Here is a 25,513-nt window from a genome sequence, read left to right on the forward strand (position 1 = left end):
CAATGAAAAAAGTTGCCATTATCGGAGCAGGGATTGTGGGGGCGACAGCTGCCTACTACCTCTCCAAAGAAGCAGATTTAGAGGTGACTGTTTTTGACCATGGCCAAGGTCAGGCAACCAAGGCAGCAGCGGGAATTATCAGTCCTTGGTTTTCCAAACGTCGCAATAAAGCCTGGTATAAGATGGCGCGCTTGGGGGCTGACTTTTATGTGGATTTATTGGACGATTTAGAAAAGTCAGGTCAGGAAATAGACTTTTACCAGCGTTCGGGAGTTTTTCTCTTGAAAAAGGATGAATCCAAGTTGGAAGAACTCTATGAACTAGCTCTCCAGCGCAGAGAAGAATCTCCCTTGATAGGTCAGTTAGCCATTTTAGACCAAACGTCTGCGAATGAATTATTCCCTGGCTTGCAGGGATTCGACCACCTGCTCTATGCTTCTGGTGGGGCGAGAGTAGATGGCCAACTCTTAGTGACTCGTCTGCTAGAAGCCAGTCAAGTCAAGCTGGTCAAAGAAAAAGTGAGTCTGACACCTTTAGCATCAGGTTACCAGATTGATGAAGAGGTGTTTGATCAGGTTATTTTGGTGACGGGAGCTTGGCTGGGGTACATATTAGAACCCTTGGGTTATGATGTGGATGTTCGTCCTCAGAAAGGGCAACTCCGAGATTATCAACTTATCCAAGACATGGAATCTTACCCTGTTGTCATGCCAGAGGGGGAGTGGGATTTGATCCCTTTAGCAGGTGGGAAATTGTCCTTAGGCGCTACTCATGAAAATGATATGGGATTTGATTTGACGGTAGATGAAACCTTGCTCCAACAAATGGAGGAGGCGGCCTTGCCTCACTATCCAGCCTTGGCAGAAGCGAAATCATCGGGTGAGCGTGTGGGAATTCGTGCCTATACCAGTGATTTCTCCCCTTTCTTTGGGCAGGTACCAGGATTGGCAGGTGTCTATGCGGCTAGTGGACTAGGTTCATCAGGCCTCACAACTGGTCCGATTATCGGTTACCATCTAGCCCAGCTGGTCCAAGACAAGGAGTTGACCTTGGACCCAGTAAACTATCCAATTGCAAACTATGTCAAACGAGTAAAAAGCGAATAAGTATTTTACTGAAATTTTAGCAGGTAGTTTAGGATGTCAAATGACATTCCCTATCAAAAATGATAAAATAAGAAAAAAGAATCCGAGAATCGAGGAAAAAAGATGCAAGAAAAGATTTTGGTAACTGGTGGTGCTGGATTTATCGGAACCCACACTGTTATTGAGTTGATCCAAGCAGGTCATCAAGTGGTTGTGGTGGATAATCTTGTCAATAGCAATCGTAAAAGTTTAGAAGTTGTTGAAAGAATCACAGGAGTTGAGATTCCTTTTTATGAGGCAGATATCCGTGATACTGATACTCTCAGAGATATTTTCAAGCAGGAAGAACCGACTGGTGTGATTCACTTTGCTGGTTTGAAGGCTGTTGGCGAATCAACCCGTATCCCTCTTGCCTACTATGATAACAATATCGCAGGAACTGTCAGCCTTTTGAAAGCTATGGAAGAAAATAATTGTAAGAACATCATCTTCAGTTCTTCGGCGACAGTTTACGGAGATCCTCACACTGTTCCAATCTTGGAAGATTTCCCACTTTCAGTGACCAACCCGTACGGCCGTACTAAGCTCATGTTAGAGGAGATTTTGACCGATATCTACAAGGCAGACTTAGAATGGAATGTGGTCTTGCTTCGTTACTTCAACCCAATCGGAGCGCATGAAAGTGGAGACCTAGGAGAAAATCCAAATGGAATTCCAAACAATCTCTTACCTTATGTTTCACAAGTAGCAGTGGGCAAACTAGAACAAGTACAAGTGTTTGGAGATGATTACGATACAGAAGATGGAACCGGTGTTCGTGACTATATCCACGTCGTAGACCTAGCTAAAGGTCACGTTGCAGCTTTGAAAAAACTCCAAAAAGGTTCAGGTCTAAACATTTATAACCTTGGAACTGGTAAAGGTTACTCCGTTCTTGAAATTATCCAAAATATGGAAAAAACAGTGGGACGTCCTATTCCTTACCGCATCGTAGAACGCCGCCCAGGTGATATCGCTGCCTGCTACTCAGACCCAGCAAAAGCCAAAGCAGAACTCGGATGGGAAGCAGAACTCGACATTACTCAAATGTGTGAAGACGCATGGCGTTGGCAAAGCAAGCATCCAAATGGATTTGAAGACTAAGATGATGATTTCAATCATCGTCCCTTGTCTAAACGAAGAGGAAGTACTTCCTCTTTTTTATCAGTCTGTGGAAGCTCTGCTTCCTGACTTGGGAGCAGAAGTCGAATATGTCTTTGTAGACGATGGCTCAAGCGATGGGACCTTAGAGCTTTTGAAGACCTATCGGGAGCAAAATCCTGCGGTCCGTTATGTCTCATTCTCACGAAATTTTGGGAAAGAGGCAGCCTTATACGCAGGTTTGCAGCATGCAACTGGAGACTTGGTGGTCGTGATGGATGCAGACCTTCAGGATCCTCCTAGTATGCTACTTGAGATGAAAGCCTTACTAGACCAGAATGCAGACTTGGACTGTGTTGGGACACGGAGAACTAGTCGGGAGGGAGAACCCTTCTTTCGCAGTCTCTGTGCTGACCTCTTTTACCGCCTCATGCAAAAAATTAGCCCAGTAGCTCTGCCCTCAGGTGTCCGTGATTTTCGCATGATGAGACGATCTGTGGTAGATGCTATTTTGACCCTGACCGAGTCCAATCGTTTTTCTAAAGGACTCTTTGCCTGGGTTGGTTTTCGAACGCACTATCTGGACTATCCAAATGTCGAAAGACAGGCTGGCAAGACCAGTTGGAGTTTTAGACAGCTCTTTTTCTACTCAATTGAAGGGATTCTCAATTTTTCAGATTTCCCCTTGAGTATAGCCTTTGTAGCGGGACTCCTATCTTGTTTTCTTTCGTTTGTGATGACATTTTTTGTAGTGTTTCGGACTCTTATCTTGGGAAATCCGACATCTGGTTGGACGTCTTTGATGGCTGTCATCCTCTTTCTTGGAGGGATTCAACTCCTGACGATTGGGATTCTCGGTAAGTATATCAGTAAGATTTATCTAGAGACCAAAAAAAGACCACTCTATCTCGTCAAAGAAAAAAGTGACCTTTCTATTATTGAAGGAAAAAATAACCAAAAAAGACTATAATTTTACCTAGAAATATGCTAAACTAGTAGGTGTGGGAAAAATGAGAAAAAATCAATTATATTTATTCCCTGCTTCCTACGATGGATCTTTTAGAAGTGCTCTTGTAGGACAATTTTTGATGGCCTCCAGAACATCGCTGGTCTCAGTGATTTCTCTTTGTAATTCAACTGGATCATCGTAAAAGCGAACGATTCCATTATCGTGATAATCAAAGAGTTCAGAGTAGGTTTGGCAAAGCCCGCAGGCGATGCACCGTTCGGGTATAAGTGTGACTTTCATATTTATATTGTAATAAGAAAATGTAAAAAAAACAAGGAGTAAGGTATGGAAAAAGAACCGTGGCAAGAAGATATTTACGAAAACAATGAGGAAGAAACAAGATCAGAGCGTCGACACCGGAAACAAAAAGGGAAAGGCGTTGTTGCGAATCGTGTCTTGACGGTTCTAGCTAGCCTCTTCTTTGTAATCGTTGTAGCAATGGTAGTTGTATTGATTTACCTATCAACCGGAGGAAGCAATCGTACTTCATCTTTGAAGGACTTCTATGATGCATCGTCTCCTTCTACAAGTTCAAGTTCTAAAGTAGAAGCATCATCATCTTCAAGTAGCAAGGTAGAGGAAACAGCTTCTTCTGAATCAACACCTTCAGAGAGCAGTTCGGAAGAACATACAGAAGGTGAAGGAACACTTACAGTACATCCTGGAGAGGGAGAAGCAGCTCTTGCTCAACGTGCAGGGATTTCCATTGCCCAGCTAGAAGCCCTAAATCCTTCTCACATGTCATCTGGATCTTGGTTTGCCAACCCAGGTGATGTGATTAAGACAAGATAGGAGTCGGTCATGAAGACAATTCAAATTGCTATCGATGGTCCAGCTTCGAGTGGTAAGAGTACGGTCGCAAAGATTGTCGCTAAGGATTTTGGTTATACTTATCTCGATACAGGTGCTATGTACCGTGCTGCGACTTATATAGCGCTCAAACACCAGTTGAATGCAGGAAATGTAGACCAACTTCTTGAGCTTCTTAACCAACACCCCATTAGTTTTGGTCGTTCAGAAACAGGTGAGCAACTTGTTTTTGTAGGAGATGTTGATATTACGCATCCGATTCGTGAAAATGAAGTGACCAACAAGGTTTCAAGCATCGCTGCTATTCCTGAAGTGCGTGAAAAACTGGTTTCTCTCCAGCAAGAGATTGCTCAGCAAGGTGGTATCGTTATGGATGGGCGTGATATCGGGACAGTTGTTTTACCACAAGCTGAACTCAAGATTTTCTTAGTGGCTTCTGTTGAAGAAAGAGCAGAGCGTCGTTACAAGGAAAATATTGCCAAAGGCATTGAGACAGATTTGGAAACGTTGAAAGAAGAGATTGCTGCGCGTGACTACAAGGACAGTCATCGTGAAACCTCACCTCTCAAACAGGCTGAGGATGCAGTTTATCTTGACACAACTGGACTAAGTATCCAAGAAGTGGTCGAAAAAATCGAATCAGAAGCAAAAAAATATATGTCCTAGGGACGAGAGGAGCAAGCTAAATGAAGCCTGCTCCTTTTCTCTCTTTTGCGCGCGTTTCAAAACAGCCTTTTTGGGAGAATTTTGATAAAATAGTAGTATCAATAAAAAGGATGGAAGCATGACAAAGAAAATCATAGCCATTTGGGCCCAAGATGAAAAAGGTGTGATTGGGAAGGAAGATCGTCTCCCTTGGCATTTGCCAGCAGAGTTGCAACATTTTAAGGAAACAACTTTAAATCATGCTATACTGATGGGACGAGTGACCTTTGATGGAATGGGACGTCGTCTGCTTCCAAAACGGCAAACCCTGATTTTAACGCGAAATAGCGAAGAAATCATAGATGGGGCGCTCGTATTTCAAGATGTGGAGTCTGTTTTAGCGTGGTATCAGAGTCAGGAAAAAAATCTCTATATCATTGGCGGAAAACAGATTTTTCAGGCTTTTGAGCCATATTTAGATGAAATCATTGTGACACAGATTCATGCTCAGGTGGAGGGAGATACCTATTTTCCTGAGGAGTTTGACTTGTCTCATTTTGAGACAGTTGCAAGCAAATCTTATACCCGAGATGAGAAAAACGACTATGATTTTACCATCGAATACCGAGATAGAAAGGAAGTCTAATGGAGCGCAGTATATTTGGATTTTTTACAGCTTTTTTGTGTGTGATCTGTATTTTGACTGGAGCACAGGCTTTTCGTAAGAAGCGCTATGGACTGTCTGCCTTACTCTGGTTGAATGCTTTTACCAATCTGGTCAACAGTGTCCACGCTTTTTATATGACCTTATTTTAGATAGAATGATAAATTAGAATGGAAGGAAATCATGCCTACAAATAGGAAAAATGATATGATGGTTTATTGCTCATTTTGTGGCAAAAGCCAAGAAGAAGTAAAGAAAATAATCGCTGGGAACAACGCCTTTATCTGTAATGAATGTGTGGAGTTGGCCCAGGAAATCATTCGGGAGGAGTTGGCCGAGGAAATCTTGGCAGACTTGTCTGAAGTACCAAAACCAATCGAACTCCTCAATATCTTGAACCACTATGTGATTGGTCAGGATCGTGCCAAACGTGCCTTGGCAGTGGCTGTATACAATCACTATAAACGCATCAATTTCCACGATACGCGAGAAGAGTCTGAAGATGTGGATTTGCAGAAGTCAAACATCTTGATGATTGGTCCAACTGGTTCTGGGAAAACTTTCTTGGCCCAGACTTTGGCTAAGAGCTTGAACGTGCCTTTTGCTATTGCAGATGCGACAGCTCTGACTGAGGCTGGGTATGTGGGTGAGGACGTGGAAAATATCCTCCTCAAACTCTTGCAGGCTGCTGACTTTAACATCGAACGTGCAGAACGTGGGATTATCTACGTAGATGAAATTGACAAGATTGCCAAGAAGAGCGAGAATGTGTCTATCACACGTGACGTTTCGGGTGAAGGGGTGCAACAAGCCCTTCTCAAGATTATCGAGGGAACCGTTGCTAGCGTGCCGCCTCAAGGTGGACGTAAACATCCACAACAAGAGATGATTCAAGTAGATACCAAAAATATCCTCTTCATCGTGGGTGGTGCCTTTGATGGTATCGAAGAAATCGTTAAACAACGTCTGGGTGAAAAAGTCATCGGATTTGGCCAAAATAACAAGGCGATTGATGAAAACAGCTCCTACATGCAAGAAATCATCGCAGAAGACATTCAAAAATTCGGTATTATCCCTGAGTTGATTGGACGCTTGCCTGTCTTTGCTGCTCTTGAGCAATTGACGGTCGATGACTTGGTTCGTATCCTGAAAGAACCAAGAAATGCCTTGGTCAAACAATACCAAACCTTACTTTCTTATGATGACGTTGAGTTGGAATTTGACGACGAAGCCCTTCAAGAAATTGCCAATAAGGCTATTGAACGCAAAACTGGTGCGCGTGGTCTTCGCTCAATCATCGAAGAAACCATGCTAGATGTTATGTTTGAAGTGCCAAGTCAGGAAAATGTGAAATTGGTCCGCATCACGAAAGAAGCTGTCGATGGAACGGAAAAACCAATCCTAGAAACAGCCTAGAGGTGACTATGGAAATCAATACACACAATGCTGAAATCCTGCTCAGTGCGGCAAACAAGTCCCACTATCCGCAGGATGAACTGCCAGAGATTGCCCTTGCAGGGCGTTCAAATGTTGGCAAGTCTAGCTTTATCAACACCATGTTGAACCGCAAAAATCTTGCTCGTACATCAGGAAAACCTGGTAAAACTCAGTTGCTCAACTTCTTTAACATTGATGACAAGATGCGTTTTGTGGATGTACCAGGTTACGGCTATGCCCGCGTTTCCAAAAAGGAGCGTGAAAAGTGGGGGCGCATGATTGAGGAGTACCTGACGACTAGGGAAAATCTCCGTGCGGTTGTCAGTTTGGTGGATCTCCGCCACGACCCGTCAGCAGATGATGTGCAGATGTACGAATTTCTCAAGTATTATGAGATTCCGGTTATCATCGTTGCGACTAAGGCGGACAAGATTCCCCGTGGTAAGTGGAACAAGCATGAATCAGCAATCAAAAAGAAATTAAACTTTGACCCAAGTGACGACTTCATTCTATTTTCATCTGTCAGCAAGGCAGGGATGGATCAGGCTTGGGATGCAATATTAGAAAAATTGTGAGGGAAAGAAATGGCAAAAACAATTCATACAGACAAAGCTCCAAAGGCAATCGGACCATATGTTCAAGGGAAAATCGTTGGCAATCTTTTGTTTGCTAGCGGTCAAGTTCCCCTATCTCCTGAAACTGGAGAAATTGTAGGAAAAACAATCCAAGAACAGACAGAACAAGTCTTGAAAAATATTGGTGCTATTTTGGCTGAAGCAGGAACAGACTTTGACCATGTTGTCAAAACAACTTGCTTCTTGAGCGATATGAATGACTTTGTTCCTTTTAACGAGGTTTACCAGACTGCCTTTAAAGAGGAGTTCCCAGCTCGTTCAGCTATAGAGGTTGCACGTCTTCCTCGTGATGTAAAAGTCGAAATTGAAGTGATCGCAGAGATTGGATAAGCTAGTTGAAGTTTGGCTCTGCCAAACTTTTTTTGATATAAGGAGAGATAGATGACAAAGAAACAACTTCACCTGGTTATTGTGACAGGGATGAGTGGCGCAGGGAAAACAGTAGCCATTCAGTCCTTTGAGGATTTGGGATATTTTACCATTGACAATATGCCGCCAGCCCTCTTGCCAAAGTTTTTGCAGTTGGTAGAGACCAAGGACGATGACCACAAACTGGCCTTGGTAGTCGATATGCGTAGTCGTTCCTTCTTTTCAGAGATTCAGGCTGTTTTGGATGAATTGGAAAACCAAGATGATTTGGACTTCAAAATCCTCTTTTTAGACGCAGCAGATAAGGAATTGGTGGCACGCTATAAGGAAACGAGACGGAGTCACCCACTTGCTGCAGATGGTCGAATTTTAGATGGTATTAAGCTGGAACGTGAACTTTTGGCACCTTTGAAAAACATGAGCCAAAATGTGGTAGATACGACAGAACTTACTCCGCGTGAACTTCGTAAAACCATTGCTGAGCAATTTTCAGACCAAGAACAAGCCCAGTCTTTCCGTATCGAGGTCATGTCTTTTGGATTCAAGTATGGTATTCCTATCGATGCAGATTTGGTCTTTGATGTCCGTTTCTTGCCAAATCCATACTACCTTCCGGAGCTTCGTAATCAGACAGGTGAGGATCAAGCAGTTTATGACTATGTGATGAATCATGAAGAGTCTGAAAGTTTCTATCAGCACTTACTCGCCTTGATTGAACCGATTTTGCCAAGCTACAAAAAAGAAGGCAAGTCTGTTTTAACCATCGCAGTAGGATGTACAGGTGGACAGCACCGTAGTGTTGCCTTTGCCAAACGAATCGCTGAGGACCTTGCTAAAAACTGGCCTGTCAATGAAAGCCATCGTGACAAAGACAGAAGAAAGGAAACGGTAAACCGTTCATGAGAAAACCAAAGATAACGGTGATTGGTGGAGGAACAGGTATCCCCGTCATTTTGAAAAGCTTGCGAGAAAAGGATGTTGATATTGCTGCTATCGTAACGGTAGCTGATGATGGTGGCTCTTCTGGTGAGCTAAGAAAGAATATCCAACAGCTGACACCACCAGGTGATCTTCGTAATGTTCTGGTGGCTATGTCGGATATGCCTAAGTTTTATGAGAAGGTTTTTCAGTACCGCTTTTCAGAAGACGCTGGAGCTTTTGCGGGTCATCCACTGGGGAATATCATCATAGCAGGGCTCTCTGAAATGCAAGGGTCCACTTATAATGCCATGCAGCTGCTAAGTCTCTTTTTCCACACAACAGGAAAAATCTACCCCTCAAGTGATCAGCCTTTGACACTGCATGCAGTCTTTAGAGACGGTTCTGAGGTGGCAGGTGAGAGCCACATTGCAGATCATCCAGGCATGATTGACCATGTCTATGTGACCAATACCTTGGATGATGAAACACCGCAAGCCAGCCGTCGAGTAGTCAATACCATTCTCGAGAGTGACATGATTGTCTTGGGGCCTGGTTCCCTCTTTACATCGATTTTGCCGAATATTGTCATCGAGGAAATTGGGCAGGCTCTCTTGGAGACCAAGGCGGAGATAGCTTACGTCTGCAATATCATGACCCAGCGTGGGGAAACAGAGCACTTTTCAGACAGTGACCATGTGGAAGTCCTCCATCGCCATCTAGGTCGGCCTTTTATTGATACAGTCTTGGTCAATATTGAAAAGGTTCCTAGAGAATACATGGATACCAACCGTTTTGATGAATATTTGGTTCAGGTAGAGCATGATTTTGCTGGTCTTTGCCAACAGGTTCCTCGTGTGATTTCATCCAACTTCCTTCGTTTGGAAAATGGAGGAGCCTTCCATGATGGCGATTTGATTGTAGATGAATTGATGCGCATTATACAGGTGAGAAAATGAGTTTTACAGTTGCAGTAAAAGAGGAAATTCTTGGTCAACACCATCTCAGTCGTCATGAATTGTCTGCCATCATCAAGATGTCTGGCAGTATCGGTCTCTCTACTTCAGGCTTGACTCTGTCTGTTGTGACTGAAAATGCTAAGTTAGCTCGGCATCTCTATGAGTCCTTTCTCCATTTTTATGAGATTAAGTCTGAGATTCGTCACCATCAGAGAAGCAATCTTCGTAAGAATCGTGTCTATACGGTCTATACCGATGAGAGGGTGCAGGAGCTTTTAGCTGATTTGCGACTTGCGGATTCCTTCTTTGGTTTGGAGACGGGTATTGATCCCGATATTTTAGCAGATGAGGAGGCTGGACGTGCTTACTTATGTGGGGCCTTTCTGGCAAATGGTAGCATCCGAGATCCTGAGTCTGGCAAGTACCAGTTGGAGATTAGTTCTGTTTATCTGGACCATGCTCAAGGATTGGCCTCTCTCCTTCAGCAGTTTTTGCTGGACGCCAAGGTTATTGAGCGCAAGAAAGGTGCAGTTACCTATCTTCAACGTGCAGAGGACATCATGGATTTCTTGATCGTGATTGGGGCCATGCAGGCGCGTGATAATTTTGATCGTGTCAAGATTTTGCGTGAAACTCGTAATGATCTCAATCGGGCTAATAACGCTGAAACAGCCAATATCGCTCGAACGGTTTCTGCTAGTATGAAGACCATCAATAATATCAGTAAAATCAAAGATAGAATGGGTTTGGAAAATTTACCCGTGGATTTGCAAGAGGTGGCTCAGTTGCGGATTCAGCATCCAGACTACTCTATCCAGCAGTTGGCAGATAGCCTGAGCAATCCCCTAACCAAAAGTGGTGTCAACCACAGACTCAGAAAGATAAATAAATTAGCGGAAGAACTATAAAACCACGAATCAGTTGATTCGTGGTTCTTTTCTTATAAACTGGTCGAGTGTTTTGGTTGCACTTTTTGTTCTGGGTCAATGTAGTTAATGGCATTATTGACAGCAGTTGGTGCTTCTCCCAGTCCTGTCGCAATCAAATCAATCTTACCTTCATAGTAGCAGCAGTCCCCAATGGCGTAGATACCCTCTTGGCTGGATTCTTGCTTGCTATTGACGATAATCTTGTGACGGTTGAGGCCCAGCCCCCAATTTTTAAGATTGCCAACAGATGATTTGAAACCATAGTTGACAAAGAGGTGGTCTACTTCGATAGTTTCGGTTTCATCTGCTTTGACTTTGGTGATTTCTAGTTTGTCGAGTGTTTTACCATCTCCAAGGAGTTGGCTAGGGACGAACGGTGTCTTGATGGTCACAGATGATTCTTGTAGGGCTTGGACACTGTGTTCCAAAGCGCGGAAGTTATCTCGACGGTGAACGAGAGTAGTTGGGGCAATTTTTTCAAAAGCCAATGCCCAGTCAACTGCTGAGTCTCCTCCACCAAGGATGGTCACTTTCTTACCAGCGTATTGCTGGATATTGGAAACGTGGTAGTGGATATTTTCATAGTCCTCAACACCGTCTAATTCGAGTGGACGTGGTTTAAAGGCACCACCCCCCATAGCAATGATGACGGTTTTAGTCAGGTGATTTCCCTTGTTGGTTGTGATGCTAAATCCTTCATCTTGTTTCTCAATCTCAAGAACCGTTTCGTTGAGGTGAACAGGTGTGTCAAAGCCATCTAGCTGCTCAAGCAAGCGATTGGTCAGCTCTTCCCCAGTTAAGTTTGGAAAACCTGGCACATCAAGGATTTGCTTTTCAGGGTAGAGGATGGCAGGCTGACCACCGAGCTGGGGAAGGGAGTCGATGATTTGGACTTTAGCTTGGCGTAGGTGGGCGTAAAAGGCAGCAAAGAGGCCGACAGGACCGCCCCCTACAATGGTAATATCATAGAGTTGAGACATGATTTCTCCTTCGTTTTTTCTAGTCAGTTTATTGTATCATAATTTTGCTTAATTTAAAATGAAGTAGGATGGGGAAAAAATGAGCAGAAAATGGTATAATAGTACGGAAAGTGTTTTGACAGGGAGGAGGCCAGGGATGAATTTTCAACCATTATCCAATTTGCAATACTGGACGAGTTTGTTTTCAAGCCCTTGGACAATAGTCACTAATCTGATTGATATTCTCATTGTGACTTATATTTTATATCATTTTACCAAAGCGATTGCAGGGACCAAAATCATGATTTTGGTGCGGGGAGTTCTGGTCTTTATTTTAGGTCAGATTCTGTCCAATATGATTGGTTTGACGACCATTTCCTGGTTGATCAATCAGATCATCACATATGGGGTTATCGCAGCGGTAGTTATCTTTTCACCAGAGATTCGGACTGGTTTGGAACGATTGGGTCGAGCTACTGATTTCTTCTACAATGCCCCTATTAGTGCGGAAGAGCAAATGGTTCGTGCCTTTGTCAAATCAGTCGAGTACATGAGCCCCCGTAAGATTGGTGCTCTGGTAGCAGTTCAGCGCGTGAGAACCTTGCAGGAATATATCTCAACTGGGATTCCTCTAGATGCTAAGATTTCTTCTGAGTTATTGATTAATATCTTTATCCCCAATACTCCCTTACACGATGGAGCAGTCATTGTCAGAGAAGATCGGATTGCCGTAACTTCAGCCTACCTACCCCTGACTGAAAATACTGGAATTTCCAAGGAGTTTGGGACACGTCACAGGGCTGCGATTGGTTTGTCGGAAGTATCGGATGCTCTTACCTTTGTGGTTTCTGAGGAAACAGGTGGAATCTCAATCACCTATAATGGAGTCTTTAAGCATGATTTGACCTTAGAAGAGTTTGAAGCTGAATTGAGAAGAATCTTACTTCCAGCATCAGAGGAGAAACAAGGTCTGAAAGAGCGTTTGCTAGGAGGATTGAAACATGAGAAAAAATAGTCTTTATATTATTTCTTCCTTCTTTTTCGCCTGCATCCTCTTTATCTACGCGACTTCTACAAACTACCAAAATAGCAATAGTGCCAGACAAGTGCGGACAGAAACCTACACCAATACGGTCCTTAATGTTCCAATCGATATTCAGTATGACAGCGACCAGTACTTTATCAGTGGTTTTACATCTGAAGTGACTGTCTTTCTGACAGGGTCAAACAGAGTTGCTTTAGCGAGTGAAATGCAGGAAAGCACTCGGAAATTCAAGGTCAAAGCTGACTTAACCAATGCCAGTGTAGGAACCATCGAAGTTCCTCTAACCATTGAAAATCTGCCTAGCGGTTTGACAGCTGTTGCAACTCCGCAAAAGATAACAGTCAAGGTCGGTAAAAAAGCAAAACGAGACAATGTAATCGTTGTGCCGGAGATTGGCCCTAGTCAGATAGATTCTCGGGTCAAAATCGACAAAGTAACTGTGTCAGATGAAAAAGTAACGGTTATTAGTGACGAGGAGACTCTCTCTAGAGTAGATCGTGTCATTGCCATCTTACCGACTAGTGAACGGATAACAGGTAACTATTCAGCCTCTGTTCCACTACAAGCAGTTGATAAAAATGGAAATGTCTTGCCAAGCGTCATTATGCCATTTGATACTACAATGAAAATTACAACCAAAACAGTATCGTCTAGCTCGAGTTCTTCGTCAACGACCTCGTCAACGGGCTCTTCAACCAGCAGTTCGTCTTCAACGAGTTCAGAAACGAAACCAGACTCGTCTAAACAGGACTAAATAAAATAGTAGAAAAGGATGATAAATAAAATGGGTAAATATTTTGGGACCGATGGAGTCCGTGGAGAAGCAAACGTAGAATTGACGCCAGAATTGGCCTTTAAACTGGGACGTTTTGGTGGTTATGTTCTTAGCCAACACGAAACAGAAGCCCCTAAAGTTTTTGTAGGACGTGATACACGTATCTCAGGAGAAATGTTAGAATCAGCCCTAGTGGCAGGTCTTCTCTCTGTAGGGATTCACGTCTACAAACTCGGTGTCCTTGCAACACCAGCAGTAGCTTACTTGGTTAAAACGGAGGGAGCCAGTGCAGGTGTCATGATTTCCGCAAGTCACAACCCAGCCCTTGATAATGGAATTAAATTCTTTGGTGGGGATGGCTTCAAACTTGATGATGAAAAAGAAGCAGAAATCGAAGCCTTGCTAGATGCTACAGAAGACACCCTTCCTCGTCCAAGTGCCGAAGGATTGGGAACTTTGGTAGATTATCCAGAAGGCTTGCGTAAGTATGAAGGTTACCTTGTTTCAACTGGAACGCCTCTTGAAGGAATGAAAGTGGCCTTGGACACAGCAAACGGTGCAGCGTCTACGAGTGCTCGTCAAATCTTTGCAGACCTTGGGGCTCAAATAACTGTTATTGGTGAGACACCAGATGGTCTTAACATCAACTTGAATGTGGGTTCTACACATCCAGAAGCTCTTCAAGAAGTGGTCAAAGAAAGCCAGTCAGCTATCGGTTTGGCCTTTGACGGAGACAGTGACCGATTGATTGCCGTTGATGAAAATGGTGATATCGTCGATGGTGATAAGATCATGTATATCATCGGGAAATACCTTTCTGAAAAAGGCCAGTTAGCTCAAAACACCATCGTAACAACCGTCATGTCTAATCTTGGCTTCCATAAGGCCTTGGAGAGTGCTGGTATTAACAAGGCAGTGACTGCTGTTGGTGACCGCTATGTCGTTGAAGAAATGAGAAAATCAGGCTACAATCTTGGTGGTGAACAATCAGGTCACGTTATCTTGATGGATTACAATACAACTGGTGATGGTCAATTATCAGCTGTTCAATTGACTAAGATCATGAAAGAAACAGGCAAGAGCTTGTCTCAACTAGCATCAGAAGTGGCGATTTACCCACAAAAACTGGTCAATATCCGAGTGGAAAATGCCATGAAAGAAAAAGCCATGGAAGTACCAGCTATCAAAGCAATCATCGAAAAGATGGAAGAAGAGATGGCTGGCAATGGCCGTATCCTTGTCCGCCCAAGTGGAACAGAACCCCTCTTGCGTGTCATGGCAGAAGCGCCAACAACAGAAGAAGTCAACTACTATGTCGATACTATTGCTGCTGTGGTTAAAGATGAAATCGGTATTGACTAAAGCCTAGAAAACTAGATGAAATGATAAAAATGTGGTACAATTGCATAGTAAATTGTAGCAATGGGAGAGAAAAATGAATCTTAAAAGAGAACAAGAATTTGTTAGCCAGTATCACTTTGATGCTCGTAACTTTGAATGGGAAAATGAAAATGGAGCTCCTGAAACCAAGGTAGACGTTAACTTTCAGTTACTCCAACACGACCAAGAAAACCAAGTAACTTCGCTAGTTGTTATCTTGAGCTTTATGATTGTTTTTGACAAATTTGTCATCAGTGGAACGATTTCTCAAGTGAACCACGTGGAAGGTCGTATTGTCAACGAACCAAGCGAATTTAACCAAGAAGAAGTCGAAACCTTGGCACGTCCATGCTTGAACATGCTCAACCGTTTGACGTATGAAGTAACAGAAATTGCCTTGGATCTTCCAGGAATCAATTTGGAGTTTTAGCCATGAAATTAGCTGTCATTACAGATTCTTCAGCCTATTTAGAGGAGAAGACGCTGCAAAGAGAGAATCTATTTATCTTGGATATTCCTGTCAATATCGATGGGGAGGAGTATGTTGAAGGTGTCAATCTGACTGCTGAGGAATTTTATCAAAAAATGGCTCAGTCTGCAGAATTGCCTAAAACTAGTCAACCAAGTATTGCTAAACTGGATGAGATTCTAAGTTCCTTGAAAGATGAGGGCTATACCCATGTCTTAGGACTCTTTCTTTCGTCAGGAATTTCAGGCTTTTATCAGAACATCCAATACATGTTGGATGAGTATGATGGCTTGACCATTGCCTTTCCAGATACCCATATCACAAGTTCCCCTCTAGGATTTATGGTGGAGAGTGCCTTTGAATGGGCAGAACAAGGCGATGATTTTACTCAGATTCAGGAGAAATTGGCTATCCAAATCGCTGATAATTCAGCCTTTATCATAGTAGATGACCTTGATCACTTGGTTAAGGGAGGACGTCTGTCAAATGGGGCAGCTATCTTAGGAAATCTCCTCAGTATCAAGCCTATCCTTTACTTTAATGACCAAGGGGTGATTGAAGTTTACGAAAAAGTTCGTACAGAAAAGAAAGCAATCAAACGTTTGGTGGAAATCATCAAGGAGTTGACAAAAGATGGGGACTACCGTATAACAGTCATTCATGGGAACGCTCCTCAAAAGGCAGCGGATTTACGTCAGCTTTTGATGGAGAGTGGTGTGACTGCTGAAATTCCAATTGAAACCTTTGGTAGTGTCATTGGGACCCACCTTGGAGAAGGTAGTATCGCCTTGAGCTATACACCAATCGTCTAAATTGTTCTTACAGGCTTTGTATCTTAGCAATTGAACACGGCCTACCTGCCTCTTGAAAAAAGATGCCTGTCTTACCTTTCATGGAAAGTCAGTGCCATTCCCTATTTTTCATGGGCAGCTAACGTCCTTTGTATCTTGATAATTGAACACGCCTGGAACCCTGTGTGAAAAAGATAGTTCTTCCAAGGAGTAGACACTCCTTGATTAGAACTCCTATTTTCACTTTGTGTTCTTACAGGCTTTGTATCTTAGACAGGAGTAGAGATGAGTATTCGAGTAATTATTGCCGGTTTTAAGGGAAAGATGGGTCAGGCTGCTTGTCAGATGGTCTTGGCTGATCCAGACTTGGACTTGGTCGCAGTTTTGGATCCTTTTGAGTCTGAGTCAGAATGGCAGGGAATTCCTGTCTTCAATGATAAGGCTGACTTGGCTGGTGTTGAAGCGGATGTCTGGGTGGATTTTACTACACCAGCCGTTGCCTACGAAAATACACGCTTTGCTCTTGAAAATGGCTTTGCTCCAGTAGTTGGAACAACAGGATTCACTAGTGAAGAAATTACAGAACTAAAAGCATTTTCCCGTGAACAAGATTTGGGTGGCTTGATCGCCCCTAACTTTGCCTTGGGCGCTGTCTTGCTTATGCAATTTGCGTCCCAGGCTGCCAAATATTTCCCAAATGTGGAGATTATCGAGCTCCATCATGACAAGAAAAAAGATGCTCCGAGTGGAACAGCCATTAAAACAGCTGAGTTGATGGCAGAAGTTCGAGAGTCTATCCAACAAGGTGCGCCTGATGAGGAAGAATTGATTGCAGGTGCCCGTGGTGCTGATTTTGATGGCATGCGGATCCACTCAGTTCGTTTGCCAGGCTTAGTAGCTCATCAAGAAGTTATCTTTGGCAATCAGGGAGAAGGATTGACCCTTCGTCATGACTCCTATGATCGCAGCTCCTTCATGACAGGGGTCAATTTGGGAATCAAAGAAGTTGTCAAGCGTCATGAGCTTGTCTATGGATTAGAACACTTATTATGAGATTAACGCAAATGCCTTCTGAATTTCAGAAGGCTTTACCAGTATTAGAAAAAATTAAAGAAGCAGGATTTGAAGCCTATTTTGTTGGGGGCTCCGTCAGAGATGCCCTCCTCAATCGTCCTATCCACGATGTGGATATTGCGACTTCATCCTATCCAGAAGAGACCAAGCAGATTTTTCCGCGAACAGCTGATATCGGAATCGAGCACGGAACTGTCTTGGTTTTAGATGGTGACGAGGAGTATGAGGTAACCACCTTTCGGACAGAGGATGTCTATGTAGACTATCGCAGACCCAGTGCGGTTTCCTTTGTGCGTTCGCTAAAAGAGGACCTCAAACGTCGTGATTTCACAGTTAATGCCTTTGCCTTGGATGAGACAGGCGAAATTATTGATTTGTTCCATGGTCTCAAAGATCTGGAAAATCAAGTCTTGCGAGCAGTTGGAGTGGCTAGTGAACGTTTCAACGAAGATGCTTTGCGGATTATGCGTGGTTTCCGTTTTCAGGCCAGTCTTGGCTTTGAACTTGAGTCAGAAACGTTTAAAGCTATGAAGGCCTTAACGCCACTTTTGGAGAAAATTTCTGTGGAGCGTACCTTCGTTGAGTTTGATAAACTCTTGCTGGCTCCGTTTTGGAGAAGGGGCTTAGCTTCCATGATTGAGAGTCAAGCTTATGATTACCTCCCTGATATGGCAGACAGTCGAGAAAAGCTCCAAAAATTGTTTGATTTAGAGGCGAATTTCACCTTTGAGTCTTCTGAACAAGCCTGGGCGACCCTCTTGTGGGCTTTGGAGATTAAGGATGCACAGCCATTTTTGAAGCATTGGAAAACCTCACGTCAATTTGTAAAGCAGGTTCAGGATTTGCTGACTATTTTGGCTCTACGAGAAGAAGGAGAGTTGAGCAAGCGTGATTGTTACCGTTTTGACTTGGATTCCCTTCTACAAGCTGAACGTCTTCGTCAAGCCCAAGGAAAAGAGGTCAACCCCCAACTTATCACAGAAACTTACCAGAGTTTGACCATTCATGACAAGAAAGAAATCCAGATTAACGGTGGTATTTTAATCAAGGAATATGGTTACCAGCCAGGTCCAGATTTGGGAGATATTTTAACTGAGATTGAGTTTGCCATTGTCGATGGTGACTTGGAGAATGACCGTGATGCCATTCATACTTACCTGAGGGAGAAAAAATGAGTGATTTTATCGTTGAAAAACTAAGTAAATCCGTTGGTGACAAGACCGTTTTTAAGGATATTTCTTTTATCATCCATGATTTGGACAGAATCGGTCTGATTGGTGTCAATGGAACGGGTAAGACCACCCTTTTAGATGTTTTATCAGGTGTTTCTGGCTATGACGGGGATGTCAGTCCTTTTTCAGCTAAGAATGACTATAAGATTGGCTACTTGACTCAGAATCCAGATTTTGATGATAGCAAGACAGTTTTGGACACGGTTCTGTCCAGCGACCTCAAGGAAATCCAGTTGATTCGTGAGTATGAGTTAATCATGCTCAACTACAGTGAGGACAAGCAGGCTCGTTTGGAACGGGTCATGGCAGAGATGGATTCTCTCCAAGCCTGGGAAATTGAAAGCCAGGTCAAGACGGTCCTCAGCAAGCTAGGTATTCAGAACTTGTCGACTCCAGTTGGTGAATTGTCAGGTGGTCTAAGAAGACGGGTTCAGTTGGCGCAAGTTCTCCTAGGAAACCACGACCTCCTGCTTCTGGACGAGCCGACTAACCACCTGGACATTGCGACCATTGAGTGGCTGACCCTTTTTTTGAAAAATTCCAAGAAGACCGTTCTCTTTATCACACATGATCGTTATTTCCTAGACGCTTTGTCAACACGGATTTTCGAGTTGGACCGAGCAGGCTTGACCGAGTATCAGGGAAATTACCAGGACTATGTCCGCCTAAAAGCGGAACAAGATGAGCGTGACGCTGCCCTTCTCCACAAAAAAGAACAACTTTATAAGCAAGAACTGGCCTGGATGCGCAGACAACCGCAGGCGCGTGCGACCAAGCAGCAAGCTCGTATCAATCGTTTCCACGATTTGAAAAAAGAAGTTTCAGATGGCGTTGCTGATACAGACTTGACCATGAACTTTGAAACCAGTCGGATTGGGAAAAAAGTCATCGAGTTTCAGAATGTTTCCTTCTCCTATGAAAACAAGCCCATTTTGCAAGATTTTAATCTATTGGTGCAAGCCAAAGACCGTATCGGAATCGTTGGGGACAACGGTGTCGGGAAGTCAACTCTGCTTAATCTCATCGCAGGGAGTCTTGAGCCGACTAAAGGCCAAGTGATCATCGGTGAGACGGTTCGCATCGCCTATTTTTCTCAACAAATTGAAGGTTTGGATGAAAGCAAACGGGTTATCAATTACCTGCAGGAAGTAGCAGAAGAGGTTAAGACCAGTGGTGGTTCTACAACTTCCATCGCTGAGTTGCTAGAGCAGTTCCTCTTTCCACGTTCGACGCATGGAACCTTGATTGAGAAATTGTCTGGTGGCGAGAAAAAACGTCTTTATCTCCTCAAATTGCTCTTGGAAAGACCAAATGTTCTCCTCTTGGACGAGCCAACCAATGACTTGGATATTGCGACCTTGACAGTCTTGGAAAATTTCTTGCAGGGCTTTGCAGGTCCTGTCTTGACAGTTAGCCACGATCGTTATTTCTTGGATAAGGTAGCGACCAAGATTCTCGCCTTTGAGAATGGTAAGATTCGTCCTTTCTTTGGCCATTACACTGATTACCTTGACGAAAAAGCCTTTGAAGCAGAAACAGCAAGTCAAGTTCAAAAGGCCGAAAAAGAGAAAGTGGTCAAAGTCCGTGAAGACAAGAAGCGTATGACCTATCAAGAAAAGCAGGAGTGGGCAAGCATTGAAGGCGATATTGAAGACTTGGAAAATCGTATCGCTACTATTGAAGAGGAGATGCAGGCAAATGGCTCCGACTTTGGTAAGCTGGCTACTCTCCAAAAAGAACTGGATGAGAAAAACGAAGCACTCCTTGAAAAATACGAACGCTATGAATATTTAAGTGAGTTGGCATGATGGAAGAAAAAGTCATTAAACGTAGTCCCAAGAAAATCATTTGGAATGCCTTGTTTGGCCTCGCTTCAGTGCTTTTCTTCTTGTTACCTCTCTATTATCTCCATTCGTATTCGCAAAAGGGGACCAGACTTCATACGATAAGTCTTTTGTTAATGCTGTTTGTACTTTTTTGTGCTGGAGTAGTAGTTTATCAGACTTACAGACTATTAAGCTCGGATAAGGAATATTTGAGATGTACTGTTCAAGGTTTTTACTACAAACCGAATCCAAAGAAACCCAGTCATTTCTATGCTTGGGCTGATGTAGAGGACTTTTTCTTCTCGCGAATTCGAGGGAAGTATCGGGATTCCTATCGGATTGAAGTCTGTTTTAAGAACAAGGAAAATGTGAAAAAACCATCGTTTCTAACTCTACTGAAGAGAAGGTGTCTCCCTTTTCATCCGTCAGCAGATTTGATCATCCCGATCTTTCTATTAGATGTAGGACTTCCTGAAAGGGTCTATGAGGCCATGAAGTACTATGAAAGAGAATGGCGTATCGAACAAAATCGTCAAGCAAGAAAAGAGGCAAAACAAGCTTCGAAAAGCAAATCTTCCAAACCGTCATAGTCTGTCTTTACTTAAAGTAGAATAATCAAAAAAGCCCTATCCACTGGATAGGGTTACTCTTTGTCCTCTTTTTTTGTTTCCTGGTGGAAGATATTTTGCCAAGTTTCATGGCGACGCCAGATACTGGTGTGGACGATGCCATCTAGCTCATAGCAAATGAGCTTGGTTTTCTGACTGATGGAGGTAATCTGAATGTCCTTAATCGCAGCATTAAGTTCTTTTTCAGACTTATAAGCCTCTTTATCCATCTGCTCTCCATCTTGACGGATATAGATAAAGTCCTCAGCAAGGAGTTCTTCTAATTGATTGCCTTGGTCAATCAATTGCTCGCGCATGAGTAGTTTTTTATAGACATTGTCCAAAATTTCGTCCTCAGGTATAGGAGCAGGTTCGATGTGGATATCAGTATCAAAAACACCAAATCGTTCTTCTAGCATAGACTCAACCTGGTCCGCAATTTCATGACTTTCATAGACTGATAGATCGGGATTCATCTCCAGCGTGATATCAAGGTAGATATTGCTACCGTAGGTGCGCCCTCTTTGGGACTTAACCTTACTAATCTTTGGAATCTCCATGATGGCCTTCTGATAATCTTCCAGCAGACGGTCGTCAAAACCATCTGAAAGACTAAAGGAAGACTCGATAAAGATATCATAGGCTGTCTTTAAGATAAAGAAGGTGATGATGATAGCGACCAATTTATCCACGATTGGATAATTAAAACTGCTGGCTAGGATGGCAATGGAAGTCCCAAGTGAGGTAACAGCATCGGAAAGATTGTCCTTGGCGGCAGCCTTGAGCGCCTTGGACTTGGATTTCTTACTGAGGCGAGTATTATAGAGATAAACTGCGAACATGACTGACGCAGAGACGACTCCGAGAGTTGCACCCAGAGGGTCGATAACCGTCTGTTCCCGACTGAGAATTTTTTGAATGGTGTCCCGAAGAACATCAAAGCCAACGTAGAACATGATGATGGAAGTAATCAAACTAGCCAAATCTTCAATCTTCCAGTGACCGAAACGATGATCACGGTCTGCAGGCTGACGTGCCATACGAATACCGATCAGAAGAGCAACATTTCCGATAATATCGGATACGTTGTTGAAACCATCTGCCACCAAACTGGAAGAATGCAGGAGGTGACCAGTCGCTAATTTTGCCGTAGACAAGAGGAGGTAAGTCGAAATGCTGATAATGGCTCCACGTTCTGCCAATTTGAGATTTGACATGGATTGCTTCATCGGGCTTCCTTTCTAGTCATATAGTATTCTTACATTATACTGGTTTTCAAAGGAAAATTCAAATTTAGTCTTGTTTCATCGGATTTTAATTCTTGAAAATTATTCAAATTTTGATATAATAGTACTACTCAAGGGAGTAGCTGGCAGAAACCTGTGATAGTGTCGTCATTCCGAATTTTATACTGCAAAGTATTCTTTCCGGCGCTATCTTAAACAGCGAGACTTGTTATGATTAACAGGTCTCTTTTTGTTTGTCATAAAACCAAAAGAGAGCTTGTTTTGCACACAAAGTCAAGGAGGAGACATATGTCAAAAGAACAAAAACGCCAAGCGTTTTATACTCAAAGTCCCGAAGAAGTCTTGAAGTCGGTTGAAGCAACTGAGCAAGGCCTTTCGTCAAGCGAAGCGCAGAAACGCCTAGCTGAATATGGGCGCAATGAACTCGAAGAGGGTGAGAAAAAATCTCTCTTGGTTAAATTCATCGAACAGTTTAAGGATTTGATGATTATTATTTTGGTTGCTGCAGCCATCTTGTCTGTCATAACTTCTGGTGGGGAAGATATTGCAGATGCCATCATTATTCTAGCCGTTGTTATCATCAACGCAGCCTTTGGTGTTTACCAAGAAGGAAAAGCGGAAGAAGCCATCGAAGCCCTCAAATCGATGTCTAGTCCAGCTGCGCGCGTTCTTCGTGATGGGCATATGGCTGAGATTGATTCCAAAGAATTGGTGCCTGGAGATATCGTTGCCCTTGAAGCAGGTGACGTTGTACCAGCAGACCTACGTTTGCTAGAAGCCAACTCTCTTAAAATCGAAGAAGCAGCCCTAACAGGTGAGTCTGTTCCAGTCGAAAAAGACTTGACTGTCGAGCTCTCTGCAGATGCTGGTATTGGTGACCGTGTCAATATGGCCTTCCAAAACTCAAATGTGACTTATGGTCGTGGTCTTGGTGTTGTTGTCAATACAGGTATGTACACGGAAGTTGGTCATATCGCTGGCATGCTCCAAGATGCGGATGAGACGGATACACCACTCAAACAAAACTTGAACAACCTTTCTAAGGTCTTGACCTATGCAATTTTGGTCATTGCCCTTGTTACTTTTGTAGTCGGAGTCTTCATTCAAGGTAAAAATCCACTTGGTGAGTTGATGACCTCTGTTGCGCTTGCTGTTGCAGCCATCCCAGAAGGACTTCCTGCTATCGTGACCATCGTTCTTGCCCTTGGTACTCAAGTTTTGGCAAAACGAAACTCTATCGTTCGTAAGTTGCCAGCAGTAGAAACACTTGGTTCAACTGAGATCATCGCTTCTGATAAGACTGGTACGCTTACCATGAACAAGATGACAGTCGAAAAAGTCTTCTATGATGCAGTCCTACATGATTCAGCTGATGACATTGAACTAGGTCTTGAAATGCCTCTTCTTCGTTCAGTTGTCTTGGCTAACGATACTAAGATTGATGCAGAAGGTAACCTGATCGGGGATCCAACGGAAACAGCCTTCATCCAGTATGCCTTGGACAAGGGCTACGATGTTAAAGGGTTCTTAGAGAAATATCCTCGTGTAGCTGAGTTACCATTTGACTCAGATCGTAAGCTCATGTCAACAGTTCACCCATTGCCAGATGGTACATTCCTTGTGGCGGTTAAGGGAGCTCCTGACCAACTCTTGAAACGTTGTGTTGCTCGGGATAAAGCTGGAGATGTCGCTCCGATTGATAATCAAGTCAATGACATAATTCACACAAACAACTCGGAAATGGCTCACCAAGCCTTGCGTGTTCTTGCAGGTGCTTATAAGATTATTGATAGCATTCCAGAAAACTTGACTTCTGAAGAACTGGAAAACAACTTGATCTTTACTGGATTGATTGGGATGATTGACCCTGAGCGTGCCGAAGCGGCAGAAGCGGTTCGTGTCGCTAAGGAAGCAGGAATCCGTCCAATCATGATCACTGGTGACCACCAAGACACAGCGGAAGCCATTGCTAAACGTTTGGGAATCATTGATGAAAATGACTCGGAAGACCATGTCTTGACAGGTGCTGAGCTCAACGAACTCTCTGATGAAGAATTTGAAAAAGTAGTTGGTCAATACTCTGTTTATGCGCGTGTATCTCCAGAACACAAGGTTCGTATCGTCAAAGCTTGGCAAAACCAAGGTAAGGTCGTTGCCATGACAGGTGACGGTGTTAATGATGCACCTGCTCTGAAAACAGCTGATATCGGTATCGGTATGGGAATCACTGGTACAGAGGTTTCTAAGGGAGCTTCTGATATGATTCTTGCGGATGATAACTTTGCGACTATTATCGTCGCAGTTGAAGAAGGACGTAAGGTTTTCTCAAACATTCAAAAGACTATTCAATATCTTCTTTCTGCCAATACAGCTGAGGTTTTGACCATCTTCTTAGCGACCCTCTTTGGATGGGATGTTTTGCAACCAGTTCATCTTTTGTGGATCAACTTGGTAACCGATACCTTCCCAGCTATTGCTCTTGGTGTTGAACCTGCTGAGCCAGGTGTTATGACCCACAAACCACGTGGACGTAAGTCTAGCTTCTTCTCAGGTGGTGTCTTGAGTTCTATCATCTATCAAGGTGTACTCCAAGGGGCACTGGTTTTGACCGTTTATGGTCTAGCTCTTGCCTATCCAGTCCATGTAGGAGACAACCAAGCTATTCACGCAGATGCCCTTACAATGGCCTTTGCAACACTCGGTTTGATTCAGCTCTTCCATGCCTACAACGTTAAGTCTGTTTACCAATCCATCTTGACAGTTGGACCATTCAAGTCTAAGACCTTCAACTGGTCTATCTTGGTATCCTTCATTCTTCTGATGGCGACCATCGTTGTAGAACCCCTTGAAGGTATCTTCCACGTAACCAAACTAGACTTGTCACAATGGGCTATTGTTCTAGCTGGAAGCTTCTCAATGATTCTTATCGTCGAAATCGTTAAGTTTGTTCAACGTAAACTTGGTCTTGATAAGAACGCGATTTAAAAAGAAAGTCATCTTCGGATGGCTTTTTTTGCATTTGAGGAGAATGGTTAGAAGTTATCCTCTTTTGTGCTATAATAAAGTAAAATAGCAAGGAGTGAAAGAGAATGGAAAAGAAAATTGTCCGAGATGTCTTATTCTTGTCGCAGGTCTCGAAAGCTGCAAGTCAGGAAGACCTTTATCTGGCTAAGGATTTGCAGGATACTCTGCTGGCTAATCGAGAGACCTGTGTCGGTCTGGCGGCTAATATGATTGGGGTGCAGAAGTGTGTCATTATCTTTAATCTTGGCTTAGTTCCTATGGTCATGTTTAACCCCATTCTCCTTTCCTACAAAGGACCTTACGAGACAGAGGAAGGTTGTTTGTCCTTGACTGGGGTGCGACCAACAACTCGTTATGAAACGATTACGGTTTCCTATCGTGATAGCAAGTGGCAGGAACAGACCATTACGTTAACAGGTTTTCCAGCTCAGATCTGCCAACATGAACTGGATCATTTGGAAGGACGGATTATTTAGGAGGAAT

The 25,513-nt window shown here is 43.3% G+C and carries 27 protein-coding genes; 24 read left to right on the forward strand and 3 right to left on the reverse strand.

The features are described 5' to 3' along the window. Window positions 1–2: 2 nt before the first annotated feature. From FD735_RS02800 to FD735_RS02810, 3 genes are all read left to right on the forward strand, one after another. The gene (locus FD735_RS02800) at window positions 3–1,106 is read left to right on the forward strand and encodes an FAD-binding oxidoreductase (RefSeq protein WP_176553051.1); all 1,104 of its coding nucleotides are present in this window, start codon (window positions 3–5) and stop codon (window positions 1,104–1,106) included. 102 nt (window positions 1,107–1,208) lie between these two features. Next, complete coding sequence (gene galE, locus FD735_RS02805) at window positions 1,209–2,228, forward strand: UDP-glucose 4-epimerase GalE (RefSeq protein WP_139658409.1); 1,020 nt, start codon at window positions 1,209–1,211, stop codon at window positions 2,226–2,228. Further along, on the forward strand, window positions 2,212–3,195 hold the full coding sequence (locus FD735_RS02810; protein WP_255296292.1) for a glycosyltransferase family 2 protein: 984 nt from the start codon (window positions 2,212–2,214) through the stop codon (window positions 3,193–3,195). The genes galE and FD735_RS02810 overlap by 17 nt, the downstream gene beginning before the upstream one ends. Window positions 3,196–3,270: 75 nt before the next feature. On the opposite strand, the gene FD735_RS02815 is transcribed toward FD735_RS02810, so the two are convergent. Further along, entirely contained in the window at window positions 3,271–3,474 is a 204-nt protein-coding gene (locus FD735_RS02815; RefSeq protein WP_161802764.1) for a ferredoxin, read from the reverse strand. Between the two features lie 45 nt (window positions 3,475–3,519). Between FD735_RS02815 and FD735_RS02820 the strand changes: the two genes are divergently transcribed. The 10 genes from FD735_RS02820 (at window position 3,520) to whiA (ending at window position 10,579) form a co-directional block, all read left to right on the forward strand. After that, a complete protein-coding gene (locus tag FD735_RS02820) occupies window positions 3,520–4,026 on the forward strand; it encodes an SAG1386/EF1546 family surface-associated protein (RefSeq protein ID WP_049549902.1) in 507 nt (168 codons plus the stop codon). 9 nt (window positions 4,027–4,035) lie between these two features. Next, on the forward strand, window positions 4,036–4,710 hold the full coding sequence (gene cmk, locus FD735_RS02825; protein ID WP_000849413.1) for a (d)CMP kinase: 675 nt from the start codon (window positions 4,036–4,038) through the stop codon (window positions 4,708–4,710). Window positions 4,711–4,828: 118 nt separating this feature from the next. Further along, window positions 4,829–5,335: a dihydrofolate reductase gene (locus FD735_RS02830; protein WP_139658410.1), complete on the forward strand. Its 507-nt coding sequence runs from the start codon at window positions 4,829–4,831 to the stop codon at window positions 5,333–5,335. Continuing rightward, a complete protein-coding gene (locus FD735_RS02835; RefSeq protein WP_000442252.1) occupies window positions 5,335–5,505 on the forward strand; it encodes a hypothetical protein in 171 nt (56 codons plus the stop codon). Before FD735_RS02830 ends, FD735_RS02835 begins: the two co-directional genes overlap by 1 nt. Window positions 5,506–5,536: 31 nt before the next feature. Beyond that, window positions 5,537–6,769 (forward strand): ATP-dependent Clp protease ATP-binding subunit ClpX, encoded by a 1,233-nt coding sequence (gene clpX, locus FD735_RS02840; protein WP_139658411.1) that lies wholly within the window; start codon window positions 5,537–5,539, stop codon window positions 6,767–6,769. Window positions 6,770–6,777: 8 nt separating this feature from the next. Further along, window positions 6,778–7,365 carry a ribosome biogenesis GTP-binding protein YihA/YsxC gene (gene yihA, locus FD735_RS02845; RefSeq protein ID WP_000405203.1) on the forward strand — a complete coding sequence of 196 codons (588 nt, stop codon included), beginning with the start codon at window positions 6,778–6,780 and terminating at the stop codon, window positions 7,363–7,365. Window positions 7,366–7,374: 9 nt separating this feature from the next. Further along, on the forward strand, window positions 7,375–7,755 hold the full coding sequence (locus tag FD735_RS02850) for a RidA family protein (RefSeq protein WP_061427825.1): 381 nt from the start codon (window positions 7,375–7,377) through the stop codon (window positions 7,753–7,755). Window positions 7,756–7,806: 51 nt separating this feature from the next. Further along, on the forward strand, window positions 7,807–8,697 hold the full coding sequence (rapZ, locus tag FD735_RS02855) for an RNase adapter RapZ (protein WP_000163039.1): 891 nt from the start codon (window positions 7,807–7,809) through the stop codon (window positions 8,695–8,697). Then, on the forward strand, window positions 8,694–9,671 hold the full coding sequence (locus tag FD735_RS02860; RefSeq protein ID WP_139658412.1) for a YvcK family protein: 978 nt from the start codon (window positions 8,694–8,696) through the stop codon (window positions 9,669–9,671). Before rapZ ends, FD735_RS02860 begins: the two co-directional genes overlap by 4 nt. Further along, window positions 9,668–10,579, forward strand: coding sequence for a DNA-binding protein WhiA (gene whiA / locus FD735_RS02865; RefSeq protein ID WP_139658413.1), 912 nt, complete (start codon window positions 9,668–9,670; stop codon window positions 10,577–10,579). Before FD735_RS02860 ends, whiA begins: the two co-directional genes overlap by 4 nt. Window positions 10,580–10,611: 32 nt before the next feature. On the opposite strand, the gene FD735_RS02870 is transcribed toward whiA, so the two are convergent. Further along, window positions 10,612–11,580, reverse strand: coding sequence for an NAD(P)/FAD-dependent oxidoreductase (locus FD735_RS02870; RefSeq protein WP_139658414.1), 969 nt, complete (start codon window positions 11,578–11,580; stop codon window positions 10,612–10,614). A gap of 136 nt (window positions 11,581–11,716) precedes the next feature. Between FD735_RS02870 and cdaA the strand changes: the two genes are divergently transcribed. The 9 genes from cdaA (at window position 11,717) to FD735_RS02915 (ending at window position 20,741) form a co-directional block, all read left to right on the forward strand. After that, the gene (gene cdaA, locus FD735_RS02875) at window positions 11,717–12,574 is read left to right on the forward strand and encodes a diadenylate cyclase CdaA (RefSeq protein ID WP_125397867.1); all 858 of its coding nucleotides are present in this window, start codon (window positions 11,717–11,719) and stop codon (window positions 12,572–12,574) included. Further along, complete coding sequence (locus tag FD735_RS02880) at window positions 12,561–13,358, forward strand: YbbR-like domain-containing protein (protein ID WP_139658415.1); 798 nt, start codon at window positions 12,561–12,563, stop codon at window positions 13,356–13,358. Before cdaA ends, FD735_RS02880 begins: the two co-directional genes overlap by 14 nt. Before the next feature lie 30 nt (window positions 13,359–13,388). Then, the gene (glmM, locus tag FD735_RS02885) at window positions 13,389–14,741 is read left to right on the forward strand and encodes a phosphoglucosamine mutase (RefSeq protein WP_139659095.1); all 1,353 of its coding nucleotides are present in this window, start codon (window positions 13,389–13,391) and stop codon (window positions 14,739–14,741) included. 73 nt (window positions 14,742–14,814) lie between these two features. After that, window positions 14,815–15,189 (forward strand): DUF1149 family protein, encoded by a 375-nt coding sequence (locus tag FD735_RS02890; RefSeq protein ID WP_001050092.1) that lies wholly within the window; start codon window positions 14,815–14,817, stop codon window positions 15,187–15,189. Between the two features lie 2 nt (window positions 15,190–15,191). Next, a complete protein-coding gene (locus FD735_RS02895) occupies window positions 15,192–16,040 on the forward strand; it encodes a DegV family protein (RefSeq protein WP_139658416.1) in 849 nt (282 codons plus the stop codon). Between the two features lie 264 nt (window positions 16,041–16,304). After that, complete coding sequence (dapB, locus tag FD735_RS02900) at window positions 16,305–17,072, forward strand: 4-hydroxy-tetrahydrodipicolinate reductase (RefSeq protein ID WP_084971137.1); 768 nt, start codon at window positions 16,305–16,307, stop codon at window positions 17,070–17,072. Next, window positions 17,069–18,268, forward strand: coding sequence for a CCA tRNA nucleotidyltransferase (locus FD735_RS02905; protein ID WP_139658417.1), 1,200 nt, complete (start codon window positions 17,069–17,071; stop codon window positions 18,266–18,268). Before dapB ends, FD735_RS02905 begins: the two co-directional genes overlap by 4 nt. Beyond that, on the forward strand, window positions 18,265–20,133 hold the full coding sequence (locus FD735_RS02910; RefSeq protein WP_139658418.1) for an ABC-F family ATP-binding cassette domain-containing protein: 1,869 nt from the start codon (window positions 18,265–18,267) through the stop codon (window positions 20,131–20,133). The genes FD735_RS02905 and FD735_RS02910 overlap by 4 nt, the downstream gene beginning before the upstream one ends. Beyond that, entirely contained in the window at window positions 20,130–20,741 is a 612-nt protein-coding gene (locus tag FD735_RS02915) for a hypothetical protein (protein ID WP_139658419.1), read from the forward strand. Before FD735_RS02910 ends, FD735_RS02915 begins: the two co-directional genes overlap by 4 nt. Window positions 20,742–20,794: 53 nt before the next feature. On the opposite strand, the gene mntE is transcribed toward FD735_RS02915, so the two are convergent. Then, on the reverse strand, window positions 20,795–21,988 hold the full coding sequence (gene mntE / locus FD735_RS02920) for a CDF family manganese efflux transporter MntE (RefSeq protein WP_139658420.1): 1,194 nt from the start codon (window positions 21,986–21,988) through the stop codon (window positions 20,795–20,797). Window positions 21,989–22,294: 306 nt separating this feature from the next. Here mntE and FD735_RS02925 point away from each other — a divergent pair, with 306 nt between their 5' ends. Both FD735_RS02925 and FD735_RS02930 read left to right on the forward strand, forming a co-directional pair. Then, window positions 22,295–24,991, forward strand: coding sequence for a cation-translocating P-type ATPase (locus FD735_RS02925; RefSeq protein ID WP_139658421.1), 2,697 nt, complete (start codon window positions 22,295–22,297; stop codon window positions 24,989–24,991). A gap of 104 nt (window positions 24,992–25,095) precedes the next feature. After that, window positions 25,096–25,506 carry a peptide deformylase gene (locus FD735_RS02930; RefSeq protein WP_139658422.1) on the forward strand — a complete coding sequence of 137 codons (411 nt, stop codon included), beginning with the start codon at window positions 25,096–25,098 and terminating at the stop codon, window positions 25,504–25,506. The last annotated feature ends 7 nt before the right edge of the window (window positions 25,507–25,513 follow it).

The organism is Streptococcus sp. 1643 (assembly GCF_006228325.1).
Taxonomy (GTDB): domain Bacteria; phylum Bacillota; class Bacilli; order Lactobacillales; family Streptococcaceae; genus Streptococcus.

Excerpts from the sequence above, each read along its gene's own strand:
- FD735_RS02800 (WP_176553051.1), top strand. The coding sequence starts at position 3 with ATGAAAAAAGTTGCCATTATCGGAGCAGGGATTGTGGGGGCGACAGCT.
- galE (WP_139658409.1), top strand. The coding sequence starts at position 1,209 with ATGCAAGAAAAGATTTTGGTAACTGGTGGTGCTGGATTTATCGGAACC.
- FD735_RS02810 (WP_255296292.1), top strand. The coding sequence starts at position 2,212 with ATGGATTTGAAGACTAAGATGATGATTTCAATCATCGTCCCTTGTCTA.
- FD735_RS02815 (WP_161802764.1), bottom strand. The coding sequence starts at position 3,474 with ATGAAAGTCACACTTATACCCGAACGGTGCATCGCCTGCGGGCTTTGC.
- FD735_RS02820 (WP_049549902.1), top strand. The coding sequence starts at position 3,520 with ATGGAAAAAGAACCGTGGCAAGAAGATATTTACGAAAACAATGAGGAA.
- cmk (WP_000849413.1), top strand. The coding sequence starts at position 4,036 with ATGAAGACAATTCAAATTGCTATCGATGGTCCAGCTTCGAGTGGTAAG.
- FD735_RS02830 (WP_139658410.1), top strand. The coding sequence starts at position 4,829 with ATGACAAAGAAAATCATAGCCATTTGGGCCCAAGATGAAAAAGGTGTG.
- FD735_RS02835 (WP_000442252.1), top strand. The coding sequence starts at position 5,335 with ATGGAGCGCAGTATATTTGGATTTTTTACAGCTTTTTTGTGTGTGATC.
- clpX (WP_139658411.1), top strand. The coding sequence starts at position 5,537 with ATGCCTACAAATAGGAAAAATGATATGATGGTTTATTGCTCATTTTGT.
- yihA (WP_000405203.1), top strand. The coding sequence starts at position 6,778 with ATGGAAATCAATACACACAATGCTGAAATCCTGCTCAGTGCGGCAAAC.
- FD735_RS02850 (WP_061427825.1), top strand. The coding sequence starts at position 7,375 with ATGGCAAAAACAATTCATACAGACAAAGCTCCAAAGGCAATCGGACCA.
- rapZ (WP_000163039.1), top strand. The coding sequence starts at position 7,807 with ATGACAAAGAAACAACTTCACCTGGTTATTGTGACAGGGATGAGTGGC.
- FD735_RS02860 (WP_139658412.1), top strand. The coding sequence starts at position 8,694 with ATGAGAAAACCAAAGATAACGGTGATTGGTGGAGGAACAGGTATCCCC.
- whiA (WP_139658413.1), top strand. The coding sequence starts at position 9,668 with ATGAGTTTTACAGTTGCAGTAAAAGAGGAAATTCTTGGTCAACACCAT.
- FD735_RS02870 (WP_139658414.1), bottom strand. The coding sequence starts at position 11,580 with ATGTCTCAACTCTATGATATTACCATTGTAGGGGGCGGTCCTGTCGGC.
- cdaA (WP_125397867.1), top strand. The coding sequence starts at position 11,717 with ATGAATTTTCAACCATTATCCAATTTGCAATACTGGACGAGTTTGTTT.
- FD735_RS02880 (WP_139658415.1), top strand. The coding sequence starts at position 12,561 with ATGAGAAAAAATAGTCTTTATATTATTTCTTCCTTCTTTTTCGCCTGC.
- glmM (WP_139659095.1), top strand. The coding sequence starts at position 13,389 with ATGGGTAAATATTTTGGGACCGATGGAGTCCGTGGAGAAGCAAACGTA.
- FD735_RS02890 (WP_001050092.1), top strand. The coding sequence starts at position 14,815 with ATGAATCTTAAAAGAGAACAAGAATTTGTTAGCCAGTATCACTTTGAT.
- FD735_RS02895 (WP_139658416.1), top strand. The coding sequence starts at position 15,192 with ATGAAATTAGCTGTCATTACAGATTCTTCAGCCTATTTAGAGGAGAAG.
- dapB (WP_084971137.1), top strand. The coding sequence starts at position 16,305 with ATGAGTATTCGAGTAATTATTGCCGGTTTTAAGGGAAAGATGGGTCAG.
- FD735_RS02905 (WP_139658417.1), top strand. The coding sequence starts at position 17,069 with ATGAGATTAACGCAAATGCCTTCTGAATTTCAGAAGGCTTTACCAGTA.
- FD735_RS02910 (WP_139658418.1), top strand. The coding sequence starts at position 18,265 with ATGAGTGATTTTATCGTTGAAAAACTAAGTAAATCCGTTGGTGACAAG.
- FD735_RS02915 (WP_139658419.1), top strand. The coding sequence starts at position 20,130 with ATGATGGAAGAAAAAGTCATTAAACGTAGTCCCAAGAAAATCATTTGG.
- mntE (WP_139658420.1), bottom strand. The coding sequence starts at position 21,988 with ATGAAGCAATCCATGTCAAATCTCAAATTGGCAGAACGTGGAGCCATT.
- FD735_RS02925 (WP_139658421.1), top strand. The coding sequence starts at position 22,295 with ATGTCAAAAGAACAAAAACGCCAAGCGTTTTATACTCAAAGTCCCGAA.
- FD735_RS02930 (WP_139658422.1), top strand. The coding sequence starts at position 25,096 with ATGGAAAAGAAAATTGTCCGAGATGTCTTATTCTTGTCGCAGGTCTCG.